The 20864-nt window shown below is 68.2% G+C and carries 22 protein-coding genes; 14 read left to right on the top strand and 8 right to left on the bottom strand.

Annotation, left to right across the window (positions count from 1 at the left end; translation table 11 throughout):
• Positions 1 to 34 precede the first annotated feature (34 nt).
• Together ACNPNP_RS04500 and ACNPNP_RS04495 are read right to left on the bottom strand one after the other, a co-directional pair.
• Positions 35 to 1303 (bottom strand): extracellular solute-binding protein, encoded by a 1269-nt coding sequence (locus tag ACNPNP_RS04500; RefSeq protein WP_448964860.1) that lies wholly within the window; start codon positions 1301 to 1303, stop codon positions 35 to 37.
• A 23-nt stretch (positions 1304 to 1326) separates the two neighbouring features.
• A complete protein-coding gene (locus tag ACNPNP_RS04495; RefSeq protein WP_448964859.1) occupies positions 1327 to 2331 on the bottom strand; it encodes a LacI family DNA-binding transcriptional regulator in 1005 nt (334 codons plus the stop codon).
• Between the two features lie 191 nt (positions 2332 to 2522).
• On the opposite strand from ACNPNP_RS04495, the gene ACNPNP_RS04490 reads away from it, so the two are divergent.
• Complete coding sequence (locus ACNPNP_RS04490) at positions 2523 to 2840, top strand: hypothetical protein (protein WP_448964858.1); 318 nt, start codon at positions 2523 to 2525, stop codon at positions 2838 to 2840.
• Positions 2841 to 2869: 29 nt separating this feature from the next.
• Here ACNPNP_RS04490 and ACNPNP_RS04485 read toward each other — a convergent pair whose 3' ends face one another.
• The 3 genes from ACNPNP_RS04485 to ACNPNP_RS04475 are packed head-to-tail and all read right to left on the bottom strand — an operon-like array spanning position 2870 to position 5371.
• A complete protein-coding gene (locus ACNPNP_RS04485) occupies positions 2870 to 3919 on the bottom strand; it encodes an NAD(P)-dependent alcohol dehydrogenase (protein WP_448964857.1) in 1050 nt (349 codons plus the stop codon).
• Between the two features lie 52 nt (positions 3920 to 3971).
• Positions 3972 to 4778, bottom strand: a complete 807-nt coding sequence (locus tag ACNPNP_RS04480; RefSeq protein ID WP_448964856.1) for an alpha/beta fold hydrolase — start codon at positions 4776 to 4778, stop codon at positions 3972 to 3974.
• A gap of 44 nt (positions 4779 to 4822) precedes the next feature.
• The gene (locus ACNPNP_RS04475; protein ID WP_448964855.1) at positions 4823 to 5371 is read right to left on the bottom strand and encodes a MarR family winged helix-turn-helix transcriptional regulator; all 549 of its coding nucleotides are present in this window, start codon (positions 5369 to 5371) and stop codon (positions 4823 to 4825) included.
• A gap of 66 nt (positions 5372 to 5437) precedes the next feature.
• Here ACNPNP_RS04475 and idi point away from each other — a divergent pair, with 66 nt between their 5' ends.
• The 11 genes from idi to ACNPNP_RS04420 all read left to right on the top strand — a co-directional run bounded on the left by idi (position 5438) and on the right by ACNPNP_RS04420 (position 14775).
• Positions 5438 to 5974 carry an isopentenyl-diphosphate Delta-isomerase gene (gene idi / locus ACNPNP_RS04470; RefSeq protein WP_448964854.1) on the top strand — a complete coding sequence of 179 codons (537 nt, stop codon included), beginning with the start codon at positions 5438 to 5440 and terminating at the stop codon, positions 5972 to 5974.
• Positions 5967 to 7025 carry a polyprenyl synthetase family protein gene (locus ACNPNP_RS04465; protein ID WP_448964853.1) on the top strand — a complete coding sequence of 353 codons (1059 nt, stop codon included), beginning with the start codon at positions 5967 to 5969 and terminating at the stop codon, positions 7023 to 7025. Before idi ends, ACNPNP_RS04465 begins: the two co-directional genes overlap by 8 nt.
• Positions 7022 to 7903: a phytoene/squalene synthase family protein gene (locus ACNPNP_RS04460; protein WP_448964852.1), complete on the top strand. Its 882-nt coding sequence runs from the start codon at positions 7022 to 7024 to the stop codon at positions 7901 to 7903. Before ACNPNP_RS04465 ends, ACNPNP_RS04460 begins: the two co-directional genes overlap by 4 nt.
• Positions 7900 to 9459 carry a phytoene desaturase family protein gene (gene crtI / locus ACNPNP_RS04455; RefSeq protein WP_448964851.1) on the top strand — a complete coding sequence of 520 codons (1560 nt, stop codon included), beginning with the start codon at positions 7900 to 7902 and terminating at the stop codon, positions 9457 to 9459. The genes ACNPNP_RS04460 and crtI overlap by 4 nt, the downstream gene beginning before the upstream one ends.
• Positions 9456 to 9785 (top strand): lycopene cyclase domain-containing protein, encoded by a 330-nt coding sequence (locus ACNPNP_RS04450; RefSeq protein WP_448964850.1) that lies wholly within the window; start codon positions 9456 to 9458, stop codon positions 9783 to 9785. Before crtI ends, ACNPNP_RS04450 begins: the two co-directional genes overlap by 4 nt.
• Positions 9782 to 10141, top strand: a complete 360-nt coding sequence (locus tag ACNPNP_RS04445) for a lycopene cyclase domain-containing protein (protein WP_448964849.1) — start codon at positions 9782 to 9784, stop codon at positions 10139 to 10141. Before ACNPNP_RS04450 ends, ACNPNP_RS04445 begins: the two co-directional genes overlap by 4 nt.
• Positions 10134 to 11024, top strand: coding sequence for a prenyltransferase (locus ACNPNP_RS04440; RefSeq protein WP_448964848.1), 891 nt, complete (start codon positions 10134 to 10136; stop codon positions 11022 to 11024). Before ACNPNP_RS04445 ends, ACNPNP_RS04440 begins: the two co-directional genes overlap by 8 nt.
• Complete coding sequence (locus ACNPNP_RS04435) at positions 11021 to 12508, top strand: SDR family oxidoreductase (RefSeq protein ID WP_448964847.1); 1488 nt, start codon at positions 11021 to 11023, stop codon at positions 12506 to 12508. Before ACNPNP_RS04440 ends, ACNPNP_RS04435 begins: the two co-directional genes overlap by 4 nt.
• Positions 12505 to 12984, top strand: coding sequence for a pyrimidine dimer DNA glycosylase/endonuclease V (locus ACNPNP_RS04430; protein ID WP_448964846.1), 480 nt, complete (start codon positions 12505 to 12507; stop codon positions 12982 to 12984). Before ACNPNP_RS04435 ends, ACNPNP_RS04430 begins: the two co-directional genes overlap by 4 nt.
• Positions 12981 to 14240: a ferrochelatase gene (locus ACNPNP_RS04425; protein ID WP_448964845.1), complete on the top strand. Its 1260-nt coding sequence runs from the start codon at positions 12981 to 12983 to the stop codon at positions 14238 to 14240. Before ACNPNP_RS04430 ends, ACNPNP_RS04425 begins: the two co-directional genes overlap by 4 nt.
• A 139-nt stretch (positions 14241 to 14379) precedes the next feature.
• A complete protein-coding gene (locus ACNPNP_RS04420) occupies positions 14380 to 14775 on the top strand; it encodes a hypothetical protein (RefSeq protein ID WP_448964844.1) in 396 nt (131 codons plus the stop codon).
• A 6-nt stretch (positions 14776 to 14781) separates the two neighbouring features.
• On the opposite strand, the gene ACNPNP_RS04415 is transcribed toward ACNPNP_RS04420, so the two are convergent.
• Positions 14782 to 16485, bottom strand: coding sequence for an AMP-binding protein (locus tag ACNPNP_RS04415; protein WP_448964843.1), 1704 nt, complete (start codon positions 16483 to 16485; stop codon positions 14782 to 14784).
• 135 nt (positions 16486 to 16620) lie between these two features.
• Between ACNPNP_RS04415 and ACNPNP_RS04410 the strand changes: the two genes are divergently transcribed.
• A complete protein-coding gene (locus ACNPNP_RS04410; protein WP_448964842.1) occupies positions 16621 to 18093 on the top strand; it encodes an MATE family efflux transporter in 1473 nt (490 codons plus the stop codon).
• A gap of 3 nt (positions 18094 to 18096) precedes the next feature.
• Here the strand turns inward: ACNPNP_RS04410 and ACNPNP_RS04405 are convergent, their stop codons facing one another.
• On the bottom strand, positions 18097 to 18561 hold the full coding sequence (locus ACNPNP_RS04405) for an Lrp/AsnC family transcriptional regulator (RefSeq protein ID WP_448964841.1): 465 nt from the start codon (positions 18559 to 18561) through the stop codon (positions 18097 to 18099).
• A gap of 113 nt (positions 18562 to 18674) precedes the next feature.
• On the opposite strand from ACNPNP_RS04405, the gene ACNPNP_RS04400 reads away from it, so the two are divergent.
• On the top strand, positions 18675 to 19913 hold the full coding sequence (locus ACNPNP_RS04400) for a trans-sulfuration enzyme family protein (protein WP_448964840.1): 1239 nt from the start codon (positions 18675 to 18677) through the stop codon (positions 19911 to 19913).
• Between the two features lie 111 nt (positions 19914 to 20024).
• Here the strand turns inward: ACNPNP_RS04400 and ACNPNP_RS04395 are convergent, their stop codons facing one another.
• Positions 20025 to 20846 (bottom strand): metal ABC transporter permease, encoded by an 822-nt coding sequence (locus tag ACNPNP_RS04395; RefSeq protein ID WP_448964877.1) that lies wholly within the window; start codon positions 20844 to 20846, stop codon positions 20025 to 20027.
• Positions 20847 to 20864: the final 18 nt, after the last annotated feature.

Below are 20864 nucleotides of genomic sequence, written 5' to 3'. Positions count from 1 at the left end.
ATCGGGCGCCCCCCGCCGGTTGTCGGTCATGAGGTCACTCGGCGACGAGGTCGTCGATCTTCGCCGCTGCGTTCTTCAGGAAGTCGTCGATCGAGTTCTTGCCGAAGATCACGGCTGCCGAGTACTCGTCGCGGAACGCCTGCCACGCCTCCACCGAGTTCGGGATGCTGGGCACGTCGGCAGTCGACTCCGCCTGCTCGGCGAACGCCACGTAGTTCGGGTTCGCCTCGAAGTAGTCGGCATAGGTGTCCGTGAGGTCGGTGCGCATCGGCATCTGTCCGGTGAGTTCGAGCAGCTGCCCGTCGCTTTCCTCGCTGGTCGAGAACTTGAGGAACTCCCATGCAGTGGCCTGGTTCTCGCACGCGGTGAACATCGAGACGCTCTTGGAGTCGGCGAAGGTCACCGGATTCTCGCGCCCGTCGCTGGTCGGCACCGGCATGAAGCCCACGTCGACGGTCTCCGCGTAGGACGGGATCGCCCATGGGCCAGCGAGCTGCATGGCAGTGGTCCCGGCCGACATCGCGTCGTCGGTCGACGCCTCGTTGGGGGACAGCTTCTCCTCGTAGAACGTCGCCCAGAACTCGGCGACGGCTCGTCCTTCATCCGAATCGAAAGTGGACGTGCCGTCTTCGACGAGCATCGTCCCGTCGGTCTCGGCGAGATAGAGCGGGTAGAAGTCGAACCACGGCTGGAAGAACTCGCTCGTCGGTGCAGGCCAGATGGCGCTCTGCACTCCGGAGTCGACGATCGCTCGAGACTTCTCCAGGAACGCATCGTGGGATTCCATCTGCGGGTCCTCAGGGTCGATGCCCGCTGCCTCGAACAGCGCCTTGTTGTACATCACCATGACGGGATTCGACTTCCACGGCAGTTGATGGAAACTTCCGTCGCTCGCGTATGCCTCGACGTCTCCGCCCCGCTCGCTGATGTAGTCGCTGCCGCCTTCGATGGAGCTGAGATCGACCAGTCCGCCTTGCTTGACCCAGCCGGAGACGGCGGCCGGAGCGACGTTGTACACGAGGCAAGGGGCGGTGCCGGCGGTGATCGCTGCCGTGATCGCCTCTTCAGAGGACGATCCGGCCGGGATCTCCTGCGCCGTCACCTTCTCATCGGGATGCTCGGCGTTCCAGGCCTCGACCACGGCTGTGCCCCAGGCGACCTCCTGCTCGTTGTTCGACAACCAGATGTCGATGGGGCCCGTGCCCTCGGCGCCGCCCTCGCCACCTCCGCCGCCGCCGGACGAACATCCGGTCGCGACGAGTGCGACGGCGGCGATGACTGCTGCTGCGCGTGTCTTCTTCATGGTGTCCTCCTTGACACTTCGGGTTATGCGGGTGATGCAGGCTCGGTGCTCTCGCGGAAATGAACGACGTTGCAGTCGACGATCTCGGTGCGGGGCTCTGCGCCGAGGATGTCTTCCCGCAGAAGGCGGGCGGCCGCGCGGCCGCGAGCGGCGGGGTCGGACGACACGCTGGTCAACGCCGGCGAGAGGTGGGCGGACAGGTGGTCGTCGTCGAATCCGGAGATCGCGAGATCACGCGGGATCGAGAGGCCCTGCGAGCGGGCATAGGACAACCCGGCGATCGCCATGGTGTCGTTCGCATAGAGAATCGCGGACGGCCGGTTCGGCAGGGCGAGCAGCTCGGCGGTGAGCCTGCGGCCGCTCGCAGCGGTGAAGTCGCCCTCGCGAAGCAGGTCGCCGCCGCCCATCGCGTCTGTGTAGGCGTCTGCGCGCGCCTTCGAATGCACGTAGTCGAGCGGTCCGGAGACGTGGGCGATGCGTGCATGTCCGTCGGCGCGCAGCTTGTCGACGATCTCCCGAATCGGCGCGGCATCGTCGGTGCGCACGCAGGAGAACCTGGTCGGCCGATCGTACGCGCCGACCAGCACGGTCGGCAGGTTCAGCTCGTCGAGGAGCGAGACGCGCCAATCGTCGGTGCGCAGGTCGAGCAGGAGCGCCCCGTCTGCCCGGCCGCGGCTGAGTGCGCGATACGCGCGTTCCTCCGCCGCGCGGTCGGGAACGACCTGGAGGATCAGTGCCGTCTCGGTCGGGGCGAGCACCGATTCCACACCGGCGATGAATGCGGGGAAGAACGAGTCGTCGGCGATGACTTCAGGGTCACGCGCCAGGACGACGGCGATCGCATTGGCTCGTCGGGTCGCCAGCGCGCGGGCACTCTGGCTCGGCACCCAGTTGAGGCGCTCCGCCGCCGCGAGCACCCTGTCGCGCGTCTCGGTCGAGATCGGCCGATTCCCGCTGAGAGCGTGCGACACGGTGGCTTTCGTGACCCCGGCCTCGCGCGCCACGTCTGCGATCGTGGTGCGAGTCATGCCACCTCCTCGTAGCTGTCGTCGGAGCACCCGCATAACGCGCGTGAACCGGTTTGACGAAAGCGTAAACCGGTTTGACGACATGTGTCAACGGGATGCTGGCATCAACTCCCACACCGACCGTCGCGTGCCCTCAGGTGGAAGGTGTCGAGCTACCCGCGGAGTGCGCGCCGTACGATCCAGATCAGGCGATGGCGCAGAACGAACGACATCGCGATCGGATGGAGATGTCAGCGGAGGCGGCCGCGGCGGCCGAGTCGCTCGCCGCACCGCTTCGTCAGGTCCTCGAGGAGCTTCGGACGTCGGGCGCCGTCAGTGTCGATGCCGTCACGCAGGCGATCGCAGCTGCCGGACTCGAGCTTCCACAGGTGCGCGAGGATCACGGCGACGTCCTGTTCGGCGTCGACGGACCGGAGGGCGGTTGCGTGTTCGGCGCCGTCACTGCGGAGGCGGTATCCGTCGAGGTCGGCGGATACATCACGGACGGCGGCTGCCTTCCTGCGCAGTGACCGTGCGGCCCCCCGCGGCCGCAGCCGCGTCAGCCCTTCAGCGTCTCGATGTCAATCACGAACCGGTAGCGCACATCGGACGACAGAACGCGGGCCCAGGCCTCGTTGACCTGGTCGGCCGACGTGATCTCGATGTCGGGTGCGATGCCGTGCTCAGCGCAGAAGTCGAGCATCTCCTGGGTCTCCGCGATGCCGCCGATGTTCGATCCGGCGAACGAGCGTCGCCCGCCGATCAGCGTGCCGGCGTTCACGGCCATCGGCTCTGCCGGTGCGCCCACGTTGACGAGTGTGCCGTTCATGGCCAGCAGGTTCAGGTACGAGTTGATGTCGATCGCCGCGGACACGGAGTTGATGATCAGATCGAAGCTCGAGCGCAGCGAACGGAACGTCTCCCGATCCTCGGTGGCGAAGTAGTGGTCGGCGCCGAGTGCCAGCGCGTCGTCCTTCTTGCTCAGCGAGCGCGACAGCACGGTGACCTCGGCGCCCATGGCGTGCGCGATCTTGACTGCCATGTGGCCGAGCCCGCCGAGGCCGACGACGGCGACCCGCTTTCCGGGGCCGGCGTTCCAGTGCCGCAGCGGCGAGTACGTGGTGATGCCGGCGCACAGCAGGGGAGCGGCCTTCTCATAGGGGATCGCCTCGGGCACGCGCAGCACGAAGTCCTCGGTGACGACGACGCCGGTGGAATAGCCGCCCTGCGTGATCGTGCCGTCGACGTCGGTCGCGGCGTACGTGCCGATCGCGCCCTTCACGCAGTGCTGCTCGTTGCCGGACGCACAGTTCTCACACTCGCCGCAGGAGTTCACGAGGCATCCGACGCCGACGCGGTCGCCGACCGCGAACTTCGTCACCTCGGAGCCCACCTCGGCCACGGTGCCGACGATCTCGTGGCCGACCGTCAGCGGGTACTGCTGCGCCCCCCAGTCGCCCTGCACCGTGTGGATGTCGGAGTGGCAGATGCCGGCCCAGCGGATGTCGATGCGCACGTCCTTCGCGCCGACGTCGCGGCGGTCGATCGTGCCGAGGAAGAGCGGCTCTGTGGCGGAGGGCGCGACGATGGCGGGGATCACAGTGGTCATGATCCGAGCGTAGACCGGATGCCGAGACGGTGGCGACTGCGCGGCGTCGAGGTCAGTCCGCGGCTTCGCCGAGGAACTCCAGCGCGGCATCCTTGAACGCACGCGAGCCCGGCGCGTTGAAGTGATTCCGATCCGGTATCTCGAAGAATCGGCCCTGCGGCGCGGCATGCGCGAGCGCACGCGAGCCCTCGATGATCGCATCCTTCGACCCCGTCGCGAACAGGATGGGGCTGGTGGGCGCGTTGGACGGATCGGGATCGACCGTCCGCGTGAGGCGCATCCCCTCCGCCAGCGCCAGGAGCGAGTTCAGGTCGTTGCCTGCGACGCGTTCGGTCAGCGCGATGTAGTTCCTGGTCGTCTGGTCCTGCACCGGCTCACCGCGATCGACGTACGCACGCACCTGATCGATGTCGAGACGCTCGAGCGGGATGCCGTCCGGCACGCCGCCGAGCACGGCCCTGGTGATCCGCTGCGGAAGATCACGCACGACCTCCCAGCCCACCCTGGCGCCGAGCGAGTATCCGACGTAGACCGCCTCCTCCACGAGGTAGACGTCCATGACCGTCTCCACATCGGTGGCCAGCGTGCGGATCGCGTATGCCGACGCTTCGTGGGGCTTGTCGCTGGCCCCGTGGCCGCGCTGATCGATCGCCAGCACGCGATAGCCGGCGCCGGTGAGATCGCGCACCCACCCGGTGAGCACCCAGTTGTCTCGCGCGTTCGAGGCGAAGCCGTGCACGATGACGACGACAGGGGCGTCGATGTCGCCCCAGGTGTAGGTCGCGAGCCGCGTGCCGTCAGCGGCGTACACGAGCTGTGGATTCGGCATCCGGGTCAGTTCAGCGAGAGGGGCAGCCACTCCTCCATCATGGCACCCGAGCTCCGCCGGGGCTCGGCTGCGCGTCAGGCGAGCTCGCCCTGCGGCTCGTCGGCCTCGGCGAGCGCCGTGAGGAAGCGGATCACCGCTTCGCGGTCGCCGGGAGGCATTGCGGCGGCGGCGGCGAATCGACGTGCGTGCTGGCGCCCGATGGTCTCGTGCGCCGAGATCCGCGTGGACTCCGTGACCTCGATGCATACCGTTCGACGGTCACTTGGATGCTGCGCGCGAACCAGGTGACCACCGGCGACGAGCCGATCGACCAGTTTCGTCGTGGATGCGCTGGAGATGCCGACCTCGCGGGCGATGTCCTTCGGGGTGACCACGCGCCCCTGCTGCTGCGCCCGGATGATCATGCGGATCGCGCGCATGTCGCTCTCGTTGAGCTTCATGTACTTCTTCGATGCCTCGGAGAGCGTGCGGGCCGCCTCCTGCCAACCACGCAGCGCCTCCATGACCCTCACGCACTGGTCGATGTCGGCTTCGGTGAGATCCGAACGGTCGACAAGGTCCGAGTCGCGGGAGAAGTAGCGCATGCCGGCGTCATCGTAGACGTCGCTCTTCGGATCTGGCACTGTCTCAGCATACATTTCTTATGATAAGTTGAACTCTCGCTTAGCTAACGAAATGAGGTGCGTGCGATGGAGATGGTCGTTCTGGTCGACGACGCGGGCACTCCGGTCGGCACGCGCAGCAAGGCGACGACGCACGGACCTGCGACTCCTCGACACCTGGCGTTCTCGTGCCATGTCATCGACGGCGATGGTCGCCTTCTCGTCACGAGGCGGGCCCTGTCGAAGCAGACCTGGCCGGGTGTGTGGACGAACTCGTTCTGCGGTCATCCGGCACCGGACGAGAGCCTCGAGGATGCCGTGCGACGCCGCGCGGCCTTCGAGCTCGGCCTCGCGATCGATGCGATCGAGTGCGTCGCTCCGGAGTTCAGCTACGTCGCCCGCGATGCATCCGGCATACAGGAGAACGAGTACTGCCCGGTCTTCATCGCCACCGCCGCGTCCGCGCTGTCTCCGAACCCCGACGAGGTCGCCGAAGCGCGCTGGACCACGGCGTCCGAACTGGCACTCGCTGCCGACGCGGTCCCGTGGGCGTTCAGCCCCTGGCTGGTGGAGCACCTCCCGCAGGTGCTGCCGCATCTTCCCGGCGGGAACGAGCATGCGTGATCCAGCCGTCGATGGCGCCGTCGCCGTGTTCGACGCGAGACTCACCGAGATCCTCGCCCTCAGGAGGGAACGGTCTCGAGCGTTCTCCGCGACGTACGAGCAGTTGTGGGATGCCCTCGAGCGACTGGCGTCGGGCGGCAAGAAGGTGCGGCCGCGACTGCTGCTGGACGCGTACGCGGCCCTCGGGGGCACGGATGAACGCGCGGCCGTCGACGCCGCCTGCGCGATCGAACTGCTGCACGTCGCGCTCGTGATCCATGACGACGTGATCGATCGTGACCTCGTCCGCCGCGGCGAGATGAACATCACGGGTCGATTCGCATCCGAGGCACTGCTGCGCGGCGCGCCGAGGCGAGAGGCGCACGCGTGGGGAGAAGCATCCTCCCTGCTCGCCGGTGATCTCATGCTCACGCTCGCGCATTCCGTGCTCGCCAGGCTCGACGTGGACGAGTCGCGCCGGCAGGCCCTGCTCGACATCTTCGACGACACCGTCTTCGAGAGCGCAGCGGGCGAGCACCACGACGTGTGGCTCAGCCTGCATCTCGAATCGGCGACGGCCGACGATGTGCTGGCCATGGTCGATCAGAAGACCGCCGCCTACTCGTTCCAGGCCCCGCTCACCCTCGCTGCGGTGCTCGCCGGCGCGCCGTCGAGCCTCCTCGAGGAGCTGACGCTGATCGCTCGTCGCATCGGCGTGATCTACCAGCTCAGAGACGATGTCCTCGGGGTGTTCGGCGACGAACGCGAGACCGGCAAGTCCGCTCTCGGTGACCTGCGGGAGGGAAAGGAGACCCTCCTCGTGTCGTATGCGCGCGCGGACCCGGCCTGGGCCACCGTCGAGCCGTACTTCGGTGACGAGGGGATGAGCGCCTCGGAGGGGGAGAGCCTTCGGCGCGTCATCGAGGAGTCGGGTGCCCTGCTGTTCGTCGAGTCGCTCATCTCCGAACGCTGCACGGAGGTGCACGCACTCATCCGGGAGTCGCACCTGCCCGCGCCGATGGTCGAGCAGCTGATCGACCTCGTCTCGACCTGCGGCACGCGCACGTCATGAAGTCGACCGACCTCGCCCTCTACACCGCGACCGCTGACGCCAGCGCCCGCGTCGTCATCCGCCGCTACTCGACGTCGTTCGGGTGGGCGAGCCGACTCCTCTCCGGATCGATGCGCGACCACATCGCCCGCATCTACGCACTCGTTCGCATCGCCGACGAACTGGTCGACGGTCCCGCCGAGGCCGCTGGCGTCGACCGCGAGAACCGCGCGGAGATGCTGGACGACCTGGAGGCCGAGACGGCGCGAGCACTGAGGCTGGGCTTCAGCACGAACCTCGTCGTGCATGCCTTCGCTGCGACCGCCCGTGCGCACGGGATCGGCATGGACCTGTGCGAGCCGTTCTTCGCGTCGATGCGCCGAGACCTCGATGCGACCGTGTTCGACGACGCAGAGCTCGACGAGTACATCCACGGATCAGCCGAGGTCGTCGGACTCATGTGCCTCGCGGTCTTCGAGGCCGGGGTCGTCCGCGACGTCAGCGAGCGCGAACAGCTCCAGGAGGGTGCGCGTCGCCTCGGAGCGGCGTTCCAGAAGGTCAACTTCCTTCGCGACTTCGCCGGCGATCACGACGATCTCGGGCGCACGTATCTCCCGGCCGAGGCTTCAACGAGCCCTGCACCGGCGCTCACCGAGGCATCCAAGTCCGAGGCCGTCACGTCGATCCGCGAAGATCTCCGCGTGGCAGACGAAGCCATCCCGCTCCTCGACCCCGCGTGCCGCCCGGCGGTCTGGGCCGCGAGGGCGATGTTCGGCGAGCTCACCGACCGCCTCGAATCGACACCCGCGTCCGTGCTGATGACCACCAGAGTCAGGGTGCCCGACCCGGTCAAAGCCAGGATCCTGGTGCGCGCCCTGGCGATGAAGGCGCGTCAGTGAGCGGCAAGAGGGTCGTCGTCGTCGGTGGCGGCGTCAGCGGCCTGGCCACCGCGTGCCTGCTCGCTCGCGACGGGCACGAGGTGACCGTTCTGGAGAAGAACGGTGCGTTCGGCGGTCGCGCGGGTGTCTGGGAGAAGGACGGCTTCACGTTCGACACCGGTCCGTCGTGGTACCTCATGCCGGAGGTGTTCGAGCACTTCTACCGGATGATGGGCACCAGCACCGCGGAGCAGCTCGACCTCGTGCCGCTGCAACCGGGGTACCGCATCTACGGCGAACCGACCGGGGCGGAACCGGAGACACCCATCGACGTTCCGGCGGGAGAGCAGGCCGTCGCCGCTCTCTTCGAGAGCCGCGAGAGCAGGGCGGGCGGGCGGATCAGCGCGTATCTCGCATCCGCGACGAAGACGTACCGCGCGGCGGTGCGCTCGTTCCTCTACAACCCGTTCTCGTCCTGGCGCGACTTCACCTCGCGAGCTGTGCTGACTGCCGCGCCCGCCGTGCTGCCGTTGCTGTTCCGGTCGCTGTGGTCGTTCGCCGCTCGCCGCTTCCAGGACCTGCGTCTGCGGCAGATCCTCGCGTACCCGGCCGTGTTCCTCGGCACGTCACCGTTCGCCGCTCCGGCGCTGTATCACCTCATGAGCCACATGGACCTCGTCGACGGAGTGAAGTACCCGCGGGGAGGATTCCGCGCTTTCGTCGCCTCACTCCTCGACATCGCGCGCGAGAGCGGCGTCGAGCTCCTCGCCGACAGCGATGTGCGGGCGATCTCCAGTGCGAACGGTGCGGTGCGGTCGGTCGAGTTCACCCGCAACGGCGAGACCCACCGGCTGTACGCCGACGTCGTCGTCTCGGCGATCGATGAGCACCACACCGAGACCGTGCTTCTCGAACCCGCCGACCGCTCGTATCCGCAGAAGCGCTGGGACGCGCAGGTCTCCGGACCCAGCGCCGTCCTCGTCATGCTCGGCGTGCGAGGCGCCCTGCCGCAACTGCGTCACCACACGCTGTTCTTCTCGAACGACTGGCACGACAACTTCGACGCGATCTTCGGCTCGCCGACCCGCATCCCCGAAGCGCCGTCGCTGTACGTGTGCAAACCGAGCGCCACCGACGACGACGTGGCACCCGAGGGGCACGAGAACCTGTTCGTGCTCGTGCCGCTCCCGGCCGACACCGGGATCGGGCGCGGCGGCGTGGACGGCTCGGGCGATGACCTCGTCAACCTGGTCGCCGACCGTGCGATCGCTCAGATCGGCGCATGGGCGGGCATCTCCGACCTGGAGTCGAGGATCGTCGTGCAGCGCACATTCGGACCGGCCGACTTCGAGGCGGAGTTCAACACCTTCCGCGGCAGCGCCCTCGGCCCCGCGCACACCCTCGCTCAGAGCGCCTTCTTCCGCGGAGTGACGCGGTCGCGCAGAGTCGACGGCCTGTTCTACACCGGCGCGACGTCGGTGCCCGGCGTCGGACTGCCCATGTGCCTCATCAGCGCCGAACTCGTGCTCAAGCACGTCAGGGGCGAGCATTCCCCAGGGCCGCTGGAGGAACCGTGAATCTCGTCTACGCGGCGTCGCTGCTGCTGAGCCTCGCGTGCCTCGTCCTGCTCGATGTGCGCTTCCGCCTCGTCTTCGCACGCACACCGGCGCGCTCAGCGGTCGTGCTGCTCGCCGGACTGGCGTTCTTCATCGTCTGGGATGCGGTCGGCATCGGTCTTGGTGTGTTCCGTCATGTCGACTCGCGGTGGGCCACCGGCATCCTGCTCGCCCCGCAGTTCCCGATCGAGGAGCTGCTGTTCCTCGTCTTCCTCTGCTACCTCACGCTGGTGCTGCTCAGCGGGTGGCGGCACCTGCGGGACCGGCACGCGAGGGGGAGCCGATGACCTACCTCCTCATGTCGCTGCCGTTCGTCGCCGTCGCCCTGCTGGTGTTCGTCTTCGGCGCCGTGCACGCGCGGCGGCACGGATCGTTCGCCGGCTACCTGTCGGCGTGGGCGGTGGCCACGGCATCCCTCGTCGTGCTCACCGTCATCTTCGACAACGTGATGATGGCGGCCGGCTTCTTCGACTACGGCGTCGCGCACATCTCCGGCGTGCGCCTCGGACTGATACCGATCGAGGATCTGCTCTACCCGATCGCCGGCGCTCTGCTGCTCAGCGGTACGTGGCAGATGCTCGGGGGCGAGGGCGGCACCCGCCGGACTCGTACCAGCCGCAGAGAGGAGAGCCGCGATGTCTGAGATCGTCTCGACGAGCCGCACGCTGCTCACCGCGTCCCGCCCGCTGAGCTGGATCAACACCGCGTACCCGTTCGCCGCGGTCTACCTGCTCACGACCGGGCGCGTCGATGTCGCGCTCGTGGTCGGCACCCTGTTCTTCCTCGTGCCCTACAACCTCGCGATGTACGGCATCAACGACGTCTTCGACTACGAGTCGGACCTCGCCAATCCCCGCAAGGGCGGAGCGGAAGGGGCGAAGCTGCCGCCTCGGCTGCACCGCGTCACGCTGCTCGCCTCCGGTCTGCTCGCCGCGCCCTTCGTGATCGCACTGCTGATCCTCGGTGCGCATCGGCCGATGTCGTGGGCGATGCTCGCGGTGAGCCTGTTCGCGGTCGTCGCCTATTCGGTGCGCGGCCTGCGGTTCAAGGAGATCCCGTTCCTCGACTCGATCACCTCCAGCACGCACTTCGTGACGCCCGCCCTGTACGCCATGGCGCTCGCCGGCACGGATGTCACCGCCGCGATGGTCGTGACCATGGCCGCGTTCTTCTGCTGGGGGATGGCGAGCCACGCGTTCGGTGCCGTGCAGGACATCGTCCCCGATCGCGAGGCCGGTATCGGCTCGATCGCGACGGTGCTCGGCACATCGAGGACCGTCTGGTTCGCGTTCGTGCTCTGGGCCGCCGCCGGTGCGCTCATGCTCCTCGTGCCGTGGCCGGCGAACCTCGCGGCGCTCGCCGCAGTGCCGTACCTGCTCAGCGCGGCGCCGTACCTTCGCGTCGACGACGCGCACTCCGGCGACGTCAACCGCGCGTGGCGGCGCTTCCTGTTCATCAACTACGCAGTGGGGTTCGCGATCACCCTGCTGCTCATTCTCTGCACGACGAGAGGACTGTTCGCATGACCAGGGTGCTCGTCACCGGCGCGACCGGCTACATCGGCGGTCGCCTCGTTCCCCAGCTGCTCGCCGCAGGGCACGAGGTGAGCGTGTACGTGCGCTCGCCGTGGAAGCTGCGCGACGTGCCGTGGCGGCAGCAGGTTACGGTCTTCAAGGGCGACTTCTCGGATGCCGTGGCCACCCGCCGCGCGTTGAACGGCGTGGACACGGCGTTCTACCTCGTGCACTCGATGAGCGCCGGCCGAGATTTCGTGGATGCCGAGAAGCGCGACGCAGAGCAGTTCGCCGAGGTCGCCGCGGCGGCGAAGGTGAGCAGGATCGTCTACCTCGGCGGCCTGCACCCCGACGGTGCGACGCTGTCGAAGCATCTCTCGTCGCGGGCCGCGGTCGGCCAGACCTTCCTCGACGGCGAGGTGCCTGCCATCGTCTTCCAGGCCGGCATCGTGATCGGCTCAGGGTCGGCGTCGTTCGAGATGATCCGCCACCTCACCGAGGTGCTGCCGTACATGCCCGCGCCCCGCTGGGTGCGCAATCATGTGCAGCCCATCGCCATCCGCGACGTGCTGCGCTACCTGGTGCGCGCGGTGTCGTTGCCGGACGGACTCAATCGAACGTTCGACATCGGCGGACCGGACATCCTCCGCTACGGCCAGATGATGAACGGGTACGCGGTCGAGGCGGGACTTCCCCAGCGCGGGATCGCCGCGCTCCCGGTGCTCACGCCGTGGCTCGCATCGCAGTGGGTGAGTCTGGTGAGCCCCGTGCCGCGATCGATCGCGGTGCCGATCATCGCCTCGCTGCAGAACGACTGCGTCATGAGCGAGCACGACATCGACGAGCACATCGAACCACCGGAGGGCGGGCTGCTGCCGTACCGGATGGCCGTGCGGCTGGCGTTGAAGCGCGAGGAGGAGGGCCAGGTCGAGACGAGCTGGCAGAGCGCCACGGTGCCGGGCGCGCCGAGCGACCCTCTCCCGAGCGACCCGGACTGGGCAGGGCACACCGTGTTCACCGACCTCCGTGAGAGGCGAACGAGCGCCTCCACTGCGGCCGTCTGGGACGTCATCGAGTCGATCGGTGGCGAGAAGGGCTGGTACTCGTTCCCGCTGGCGTGGGCCGCGCGCGGCTGGATCGATCGGCTCGTCGGCGGCGTCGGCATGCGACGCGGCCGCCGGCACCCGACGCGGTTGCACACCGGCGATGTGATCGACGTCTGGCGGGTCGAGGCGGTCGAGCACGGGCGCACGCTGCGCCTTCGAGCGGAGATGCGGATGCCGGGGCGAGGGTGGCTCGAGCTCGGTGTCGAGCCGGCGGGCGCCGGAACCCTCTACCGGCAGCGGGCGGTGTACTTCCCGAAGGGGCTCACCGGGCGGTTGTACTGGGCGATGCTGCTGCCCTTCCACGGTGTGATCTTCAACGGCATGGCGCAGAGCATCCTGCGGTCGGCCGAGCGCGCCCAGGGCGAGAGCACGCAGGCGGAGGCGGCATGAGGCTCTGGTCGGTGCATCCGAAGTACTTCGATCGCCAGGCGCTCACGGCGTGCTGGCGCGAGGGTCTGCTCGCCCAGGCCGTGATCTCCGAACCGGGCAGAGGCTACTCCCGGCATCCGCAGTTGAGAAGGTTCCAGGAGACCGACGAGCCGCGTACGGCGATCGGCGACTATCTCAGCGCGATCGTCGATGAGGCGGATGCTCGCGGGTACCGCTTCGCGCGGGACAAGATCCGCATGACCGGGTACGGCAGGGCCATGCCGGTGAACGACGGCCAGCTCGCCTACGAATGGACGCACCTGCTGGCGAAGCTCGAACGCCGCAGTCCGTCGGTGTGGGAGCGGTGGCGCGGGGTGCCGATCCCCGACCCGCATCCGGGCTTCACGGTCGTCAGCGGTCCGATCGCCGAGTGGGAGAAGATCGCGTCGCCCGACCCCGCTCGCAGCGTCACAGGTCAACAGGAGGCAGGAACATGAGCACCGAACCAGAGCAGCAGTACGATCGTTCCGCCGGGGCGGGTGAGCCCGCAGCATCCGGCCGTCGTGAGCTCAAGCCTCCGAAGGCGTCGGGAGTGCATCTCGAACAGGGTGCGAAGGTGCCCTCCGCCTCACCGGCGGCGCAGTCCGGGCCGGAGCACGTCGTCGAACCCGTCGCGTACGACGCGATCCTGCTTTCGGGTTTCGGCGGCCCGGAGGGGCAGGACGACGTGCTGCCCTTCCTCCGCAACGTGACGCGTGGTCGCGGCATCCCCGACGAGCGCCTGGAAGAGGTCGCCCACCACTACCGCCGGTTCGGCGGCGTGAGTCCGATCAACGACCAGAACCGCCTCCTGCGCCAGGCGCTGAAGTCCGCACTCGCGGATGCCGGCCTGGATCTGCCGGTCTACTGGGGCAACCGCAACTGGGCGCCGTACCTGGATGAGGCGCTCGAGAACGCGGCGAACGACGGCATCCGCCGGATGATCGCGATCCCGACCAGCGCGTACTCGTCGTACTCGTCGTGCCGGCAGTACCGCGAGGACTGGGCCGACGCGCTCGAGGCGAGCGGCACGCAGGGGATCATCCAGATCGACAAGGTCAGGCAGTTCTTCTCGCACCCCGGTTTCATCCAGCCGTTCATCGAGGGTGTGCGCGACGGCATCGCGGCCGCGGCGCGGGCCGGGCATGACGAGTCGAGCGTCGAGGTGCTGTTCTCCACGCACAGCATCCCCACCCAGGACGCCGAGTTGTCGGGTGCGGGCCTGTTCACCGACGTCGACGGCGGAGGCTACGCCGCGCAGCATCTGGCCGTCGCCGAAGAGGTCATGGCCGCCGCGGCACCGGGCGTCTCGTGGCAGCTCGTCTACCAGTCGCGGTCGGGCCCGCCTTCGCAGCCGTGGCTCGAGCCCGACATCAACGACGCGCTCGAGGCGCTCGAGCACCGCAGCGCCGTGCTGATCGTGCCGCTCGGGTTCGTGAGCGATCACATGGAGGTCATCTGGGATCTCGACACCGAGGCGACCGAGACCGCGGAGCGCCTGGGCCTGTGGAGCCTCCGAACCGCGACGCCGGGCACGCACCAGGCGTTCGTCGGCGCGCTCGTCGATCTCGTGCAGGAGCGCATCGTCGGACGGCCGGTCGGACAGCGGGCGAACGCGACCGCGCTGGGCCCGTGGTTCGATGTGTGCCGCCCCGGATGCTGCGCGAACAAGCGCCTCGGATTCTCGCCGGCGATCGCGGGTCTGCAGCCCTGACACCGCACGATGTATCAACGGGTGACGCCAGATGACCGATTGAGTAACATCATCCTCGAGATGGATGCGGACGCCGCGGAAGCTCCGTATCTTTGGATACACGGAGGCTGAACCGGGGGGTTTGGACATTATGTCGTCAATGAGTGCGTTACGTGAGCTGGCAGCGTTCTTCCTGCCTGTCGGACTCACCGGTGCGGGTATCGCGGTGGTCTGCGCGATCGTGGCCGGCGTCGCCCTCGCTCGTGGAGCGGTGGGCCTGTGCGGCGGAGCCACCGCTGTGTGGATCGGTGGCATGATGCTCAGCATCGCCGCGGGATTCTCGGGTCAGTGGATTCCGACTGCCGCCGCCGGCGGCGCGTTGGTCGCGGCGCTCGTGATCGGCGGGCTCGTGCAGGTGGTGCTGAACAGGCGGCCGGCCCGGCCCGAACGTCCGGAGCCGATCGGTGCCGCGACGGCTCCCGCCTCTCCTGCGCGCCCGCGTCGGCCGGAAGGCCTCGGGGGCGCAGGCCTCGGCACGGTTCTCGTTCAGCGGTAGCGCTCGTCAGCGGTAGTCGCGGTCGAGGTGCTGCCCCGTGGCATCTCCCGCTGTGACGCGCTCGGCTTCGCGTGCCCGCAGCTCGACCCGGCGGATCTTGCCGGAGATCGTCTTGGGCAGCTCGGGCATGAACTCGATGATCCGCACCCACAGGTGCGCCGACAGGCGCTCTCGCGCGAAGTCGTAGATCGCCCTCGCCGCCTCGGCTTCGGTCGGAGCATCCGCGCGCAGGCACACATACGCCTTCGGGACCGACAGGCGTGTCGGATCCGGGCTCGGGATCACCGCCGCCTCCACCACGAGGTCGTGCTCCAGCAGCACCGACTCGAGCTCGAACGGCGAGATCTTGTAGTCGGAGGCCTTGAAGACGTCATCCGCTCGACCGACATAGGTGAGGTAGCCGTCTTCGTCGCGCGCGGCGATGTCGCCGGTGTGGTGGAAGCCTCCGAGGCGTGATTCGGCGGTCTTCTCCGGGTCTTCGTAGTACCCGGCCATCAGCCCGAGCGGCGACTGTGCGAGATCCAGCGCGATCTCTCCTTCATGATCGGTGACCTCGCCGGTGACGGGGTCGAGCAGCACGACCGGGTAGCCGGGCAACGGCCGCCCCATCGAACCGTCCTTCACGACCTGCCCTGGGGAGTTGCCGACGCACGCGGTCATCTCGGTCTGGCCGAAGCCGTCGCGGATCGTGCCGCCCCAGGCATCCCGCACCCGCGCGATGACCTCGGGATTGAGCGGCTCACCGGCGCCGACGAGTTCGCGCGGAGGGTGCGCGAGCCGTGAAAGGTCGGCCTGGATCAGCATCCGCCACACGGTCGGGGGAGCGCAGAAGGTCGACACGTGATGAGTGTCCATGACCTGCATCAGGGTGTTCGCGTCGAAGCGGTCGTAGTTGTACACGAACACGGTCGCCTCGGCGAGGAACGGCGAGTAGAAGCTCGACCAGGCGTGCTTCGCCCAGCCGGGCGAGGAGATGTTCAGGTGCACGTCTCCGGGCTGCACGCCCAGCCACCACATGGTCGACAGATGCCCCACCGGGTAGGAGACGTGCGTGTGCTGCACGAGCTTCGGCCGGCTCGTCGTGCCGGAGGTGAAGTACAGCAGGCTGGTGTCGCCTGCCGGTGTCGGGCCGTCGGGCTCGAAGTCGGCCGGCGCACTCGCCGACTCCGCGAAGTCGTGCCATCCGGACGGGACGTCGCCCACGCCTATCCGCAGCACCGCGTCGTCGATCTCTGTCAGGCGATCGCCCAGCACGCCCATGGTGACGATCGCGCCGGCGTGGCTGTGCTCGACGCGGAATGCGAGATCGGATGCCGAGAGCAGAGTCGAGGTGGGAACGGCGACCGCACCGATCTTGGTTATGGCGAGCATGACCTCCCACAGCTCGATCGTGTTGTTCAGCATCACGATCAGATGATCGCCGCGGCCGACGCCCAGGGCGCGCAGCCAGTTCGCGACCTGGTCGGAGCGTGCCGAGAGGCCGCCGTAGCTCCAGCTCGCGAGGGTGAGGTCGGCGGAGACGATCTGCACGGCCGGACGATCCGGATTCTCGCCGGCGACGACGTCGAACCACTCCAGCGCGAAGTTGAACTCGCCCAGTTCGGGCCACCGGAATCCGTCGACGGCGGCGTCGTAGTCCGTGGCGTGGGCGAAGAGGTGCTCTCGCAGCTCTCGGATCGCGAGGGTGGCGGCGGTGGCAGTGCGACTCATCCACCCATCCTGCACCCGTCGGCGCATTCTTTCGCGAAGGTCTTCCGTTGCCGAATCGATTCGATAAACTGGTCGCTTCGTCGTTCCCGGCATCCGATCCCCCATCCTCCCCGCGTTCCGGAAGTTCTCCTCCGCATGGCCACCTCCCTCACCACGGGCCGCCCCTGGCGTGTCATCCTGTCGTTCTCCGTCCCTCTGCTCATCGGCAACGTCGTGCAGCAGCTCTACCAGGTCGTCGACACGATCGTGGTCGGACGGGAGCTCGGTGTGAACTCGCTCGCCGCCGTCGGGGCGACCGGAAGCCTGCTGTTCCTGCTGCTCGGCTTCGCCTGGGGCATGACGAGCGGTTTCGCGATCCCCACGGCGCAGGCGTACGGCGCGAAGGACGATGCGGCGGTTCGGCGTTCAGTCGCCACGGGTACCCTGCTGTCGGCGGCGGCCAGCATCCTCATCACGATCGGCGGGCCGCTGCTCGCCGAACCGGTGCTGGTGCTCATGCAGACGCCTCCCGAGCTGCTCGCCGAGGCCACGCTGTTCACACAGGTGAGCTTCCTCGGCGGTGGCGCGACGATGTTCTTCAACTACCTGTCCGCGATCATCCGTGCGATCGGCGATTCCAAGACGCCGCTGGTGTTCCTCACGATCGCGTGCGCGCTGAACGTCGTGCTCGTCATCGTGCTCGTCGGCCCGGTCGGCTGGGGTGTCGCGGGCGCCGCGCTGGCGACCGTCGTCTCGCAGGCGGTGTCGGTGCTGCTGTGCCTCGAGTTCGTCAGGCGACGGATGCCGATGCTGCACGTGTGGCGCGCGGACTGGAAGGTCACCCGCGACGACATCGCCGATCACCTGCGACTCGGCCTGCCCATGGGCTTCCAGGCGTCGATCATCGCGATCGGCACGCTGGTCGTGCAGGTGGCGCTGAACATGCTCGGGGCGGAAGCGGTCGCGGCGTACACGACGGCGAGCCGTGTCGACAGCCTCGCGACCGCGCTGCTCGCCTCGCTGGGCCTCGCCGTGTCGATGTACGTGGCGCAGAACTTCGGCGGACGCCGGCCCGACCGCATCCGTGCGGGAGTGAAGCAGGCGACCTGGATGGCGATCATCGCCTCTGTCGTCCTCGGCGTCGTCCTGATCGCGTTCGGAACCCACCTCGTGCGTCTGTTCGTCGGCGAGGGATCCGATGAGGTGGTCGAGCTCGCCCATCTCATGCTCATCATCAACGGTTCTTCGTACGCGCTGCTGGGCGTGCTTTTCGTCCTGCGCGGCGCCCTGCAGGGGCTCGGTCAGGCGATGATCCCGACGATCACCGGCGTCGTCGAACTGTTCATGCGGGTCGGGGCCGCTGTCCTACTCGGTGCGCTGCTCGGGTTCGGCGGAGTCGCGGCGAGCAACCCGCTCGCCTGGGTCGGCGCGGTCGTGATCCTCATCCCCGCCTACGTGAAGGCGCACCGCGCACTGGCGAAGATGCCCGTCGACCCCCTCGAGCCGACGCTCACCACGCCGATCGCGCTCGTCGGACCCGACAACAGCTCACTGACGGTGGATGCCGTCGTCACCCAGCCCGTGCCCGTCATCGTGCAGCGGCGATGGAAGAAGCTGCTGCGCCGCTAGCCGTCAGGAGAGCACGCCGCGGCCGTCGCGCAGTTCGAAGACCAGTTGGGTCTCCGGGCCCCGCACGACCGGATGCACCGTGATGTGCTCGAGCACGATGTCGCGCAGTGCCACGGCATCCTGAACGGCGACGTGCACGAGGAAGTCGTCGACACCCGCGACGTGGAACACCTGCAGCACCTGCGGGGTCGCGACGAGCGCGTCGAACAGCGCGTTCACCTTCTCGCCGGTGTGGTTCGCGAGGCGCACTTTGATGATGGCCTCGAGCGGATACCCGAGCGCGGATGCATCGAGTCGGATGCGGGTGTCACGGATGACCCCTCGATCACGGAGGCTCCGCACTCGGTGCGCGCAGGTCGATTCCGCGAGCCCCAGCTGCTGCGCGAGCGCCTTGTTCGTGAGATCGGAGCGGGTGCTGAGCGCGGCGAGGATCTCCAGATCGAGTTCGTCGAGTTGCGCTTTCGCCAATCCCGTCACCTTTCTTGCCGTCTCAGTTCGCTGGAAAGTGTGGATTCTGCCGATCCATCGGCGGATACTGTCGAATTCTCCCACCGTGATTGCGATTCGGGCAACGTGGAAGCATGACTGACCAGCATCTGCATCCCGACACGGTGGCCGTGCACAGCGGCAGGGCCGATCTCGCCGAACTCGGCGTGCACGCCCTGCCGATCGACCTGTCGACCACGAATCCGCTGCCGGACATCGAGCGCGGCGGCGACTCGTACGAGACGATGGCGACCGGCGGTCGTCCGATCGACGGCGGCAGCATGGTCTACGCGAGACTGTGGAACCCGACCGTCGCACGCTTCGAGGACGCGCTCGCCGAGATGGAGCACGCCGAGGCTGCGGTCGCATTCTCGTCGGGGATGGCAGCGATGACCGCGGTGATCCTCGCTCACACGAGTGCGACGGGCACGCATCACGTCGTGGCGGTGCGACCGCTCTACGGCGGAACCGATCACCTGCTCGGTTCGGGCCTGCTCGGCACCGAGACCACCTACTGCCACCCGTCCGAGGTGCGATCGGTGCTGCGGGCGGACACCGGGCTCGTCGTCGTGGAGACTCCGGCCAACCCCACTCTCGAGCTCGTGGACATCGCCGAGATCGTCGCGGCGGCGGGAGACGTACCAGTGGTCGTCGACAACACGTTCGCGACGCCGCTGCTGCAGAACCCGCTCGATCACGGCGCCGCGATGTCGCTGCACAGCGCGACCAAGTACCTCGGAGGTCACGGCGATGTGATCGCCGGCGTCGTGGCGTGCAGCGAGGGGACCGCAGAGGCGCTGCGCCGTGTGCGAGCGGTGACCGGGGGACTGCTGCACCCGCTCGGCGCGTATCTGCTGCACCGCGGTCTCACCACGCTTCCGGTCAGGATGCGCCAGCAGCAGGAGAATGCGCAGCAGATCGTGCAGTGGCTGATCGACCGGCCTGAGATCGACGAGGTGTTCTTCCCCGGACTCGACGGCGATCCGCGCGGCATGCTCGAGCGGCAGATGCGCGGAACTGGGGCGATGGTGGCGATGCGGATGAGCGGGGGATACGCCGCGGCGAGTGCAGTCGCCTCGTCGGTGAGACTGTTCACCCACGCGGTCTCGCTGGGCGGAGTGGACTCGCTCATCCAGCATCCGGCCGCCCTCACGCACCGTCCGGTGCCGGCCGATGCCCGGCCGGACGCCGACGTGCTGCGGCTGTCGATCGGGTTGGAGAACGCCGGTGACCTCATCGCCGATCTCGCCCAGGCTTTCGCCCGCCCGGCTGTTCACAACTCCTCACGCACGGCCGTATCTGCCGCGCAACCGGTGGATTCCTGGTCGATCTGACCGATCTTCGAGGGGTTGTGAACGACTGCGCCTCGGCATAACTCCGGAGGATCTGCGTGGTTCGGCAGCAATACGGCGGGTCTGCGCCGGATCTGGCGCGTTCCTCCGGAGTTATGCGGCGGCGCCGGTCGGCAGACGCCGCCGCAGCCGCTTCCCGATCACGCCCTGCCGCGGGCTGAACAGGTACACGAGTGCGAACACGCAGCCCTGCACCACGACCACCAGGCCGCCGGATGCCGCGTCGATCCAGTAGCTGAGGTAGATCCCGATCACGCTGCACAGCGCCGACATGACGGGGGCGATCACCAGCATCCGCCCGAAGCGGTCCGTCAGCAGGTAGGCCGTCGCACCGGGGATGATCAGCATCGCCACGACCAGCACGACGCCGACGACCTGCAGTGCGACGACCGAGGTCAGCGCGAGCACGCCGAGCAGCAGGGCGCCCAACAGGCGCGGCGAGAGCCCGATCGCGAAGGCGTGGGTGGGGTCGAAGGCGTACAGGGTGAGGTCGCGGCGCTTGATGATCAGTACGCCGAACGCGACCGCGGCGAGGATGCCGATCTGCAGCAGGTCGCCCTCGGAGACGCCGAGGATGTTGCCGAAGATGATGTGGTTGAGGTCGGTCTGGCTCGGGGTGACCGAGATCAGCACGAGGCCGAGCGCGAACAGGGTCGTGAACACGATGCCGATCGCGGCATCCTCCTTGACCCTGCTCGTGCCGCGGATGAGTCCGATGAGACCGACGGCGAGAAGCCCGAAGACCAGGGCGCCGAGCGCGAAGGGTGCTCCGAAGATGTACGCGAGCACGACCCCCGGCAGCACCGCGTGCGAGACCGCGTCGCCCATCAGCGACCAGCCGACCAGCACGAGCCAGCACGAGAGCGCTGCGCACACGATCGCGGCGATCGCGGTCGTGATGAGTGCCCGCACCATGAAGTCGTACTGCAGCGG

The sequence above is a fragment of the Microbacterium xerophyticum genome (genome assembly GCF_053543555.1).
This window is presented reverse-complemented; position numbering and strand designations above follow the sequence as displayed.

Excerpts from the sequence above, each read along its gene's own strand:
- ACNPNP_RS04500 (WP_448964860.1), bottom strand. The coding sequence starts at position 1,303 with ATGAAGAAGACACGCGCAGCAGCAGTCATCGCCGCCGTCGCACTCGTC.
- ACNPNP_RS04445 (WP_448964849.1), top strand. The coding sequence starts at position 9,782 with ATGACCTACCTCCTCATGTCGCTGCCGTTCGTCGCCGTCGCCCTGCTG.
- ACNPNP_RS04415 (WP_448964843.1), bottom strand. The coding sequence starts at position 16,485 with ATGAGTCGCACTGCCACCGCCGCCACCCTCGCGATCCGAGAGCTGCGA.
- ACNPNP_RS04425 (WP_448964845.1), top strand. The coding sequence starts at position 12,981 with ATGAGCACCGAACCAGAGCAGCAGTACGATCGTTCCGCCGGGGCGGGT.
- ACNPNP_RS04490 (WP_448964858.1), top strand. The coding sequence starts at position 2,523 with ATGGCGCAGAACGAACGACATCGCGATCGGATGGAGATGTCAGCGGAG.
- idi (WP_448964854.1), top strand. The coding sequence starts at position 5,438 with ATGGAGATGGTCGTTCTGGTCGACGACGCGGGCACTCCGGTCGGCACG.
- ACNPNP_RS04420 (WP_448964844.1), top strand. The coding sequence starts at position 14,380 with ATGAGTGCGTTACGTGAGCTGGCAGCGTTCTTCCTGCCTGTCGGACTC.
- ACNPNP_RS04495 (WP_448964859.1), bottom strand. The coding sequence starts at position 2,331 with ATGACTCGCACCACGATCGCAGACGTGGCGCGCGAGGCCGGGGTCACG.
- ACNPNP_RS04400 (WP_448964840.1), top strand. The coding sequence starts at position 18,675 with ATGACTGACCAGCATCTGCATCCCGACACGGTGGCCGTGCACAGCGGC.
- ACNPNP_RS04435 (WP_448964847.1), top strand. The coding sequence starts at position 11,021 with ATGACCAGGGTGCTCGTCACCGGCGCGACCGGCTACATCGGCGGTCGC.
- ACNPNP_RS04485 (WP_448964857.1), bottom strand. The coding sequence starts at position 3,919 with ATGACCACTGTGATCCCCGCCATCGTCGCGCCCTCCGCCACAGAGCCG.
- ACNPNP_RS04465 (WP_448964853.1), top strand. The coding sequence starts at position 5,967 with ATGCGTGATCCAGCCGTCGATGGCGCCGTCGCCGTGTTCGACGCGAGA.
- ACNPNP_RS04440 (WP_448964848.1), top strand. The coding sequence starts at position 10,134 with ATGTCTGAGATCGTCTCGACGAGCCGCACGCTGCTCACCGCGTCCCGC.
- ACNPNP_RS04395 (WP_448964877.1), bottom strand. The coding sequence starts at position 20,846 with ATGGTGCGGGCACTCATCACGACCGCGATCGCCGCGATCGTGTGCGCA.
- ACNPNP_RS04410 (WP_448964842.1), top strand. The coding sequence starts at position 16,621 with ATGGCCACCTCCCTCACCACGGGCCGCCCCTGGCGTGTCATCCTGTCG.
- ACNPNP_RS04430 (WP_448964846.1), top strand. The coding sequence starts at position 12,505 with ATGAGGCTCTGGTCGGTGCATCCGAAGTACTTCGATCGCCAGGCGCTC.
- ACNPNP_RS04460 (WP_448964852.1), top strand. The coding sequence starts at position 7,022 with ATGAAGTCGACCGACCTCGCCCTCTACACCGCGACCGCTGACGCCAGC.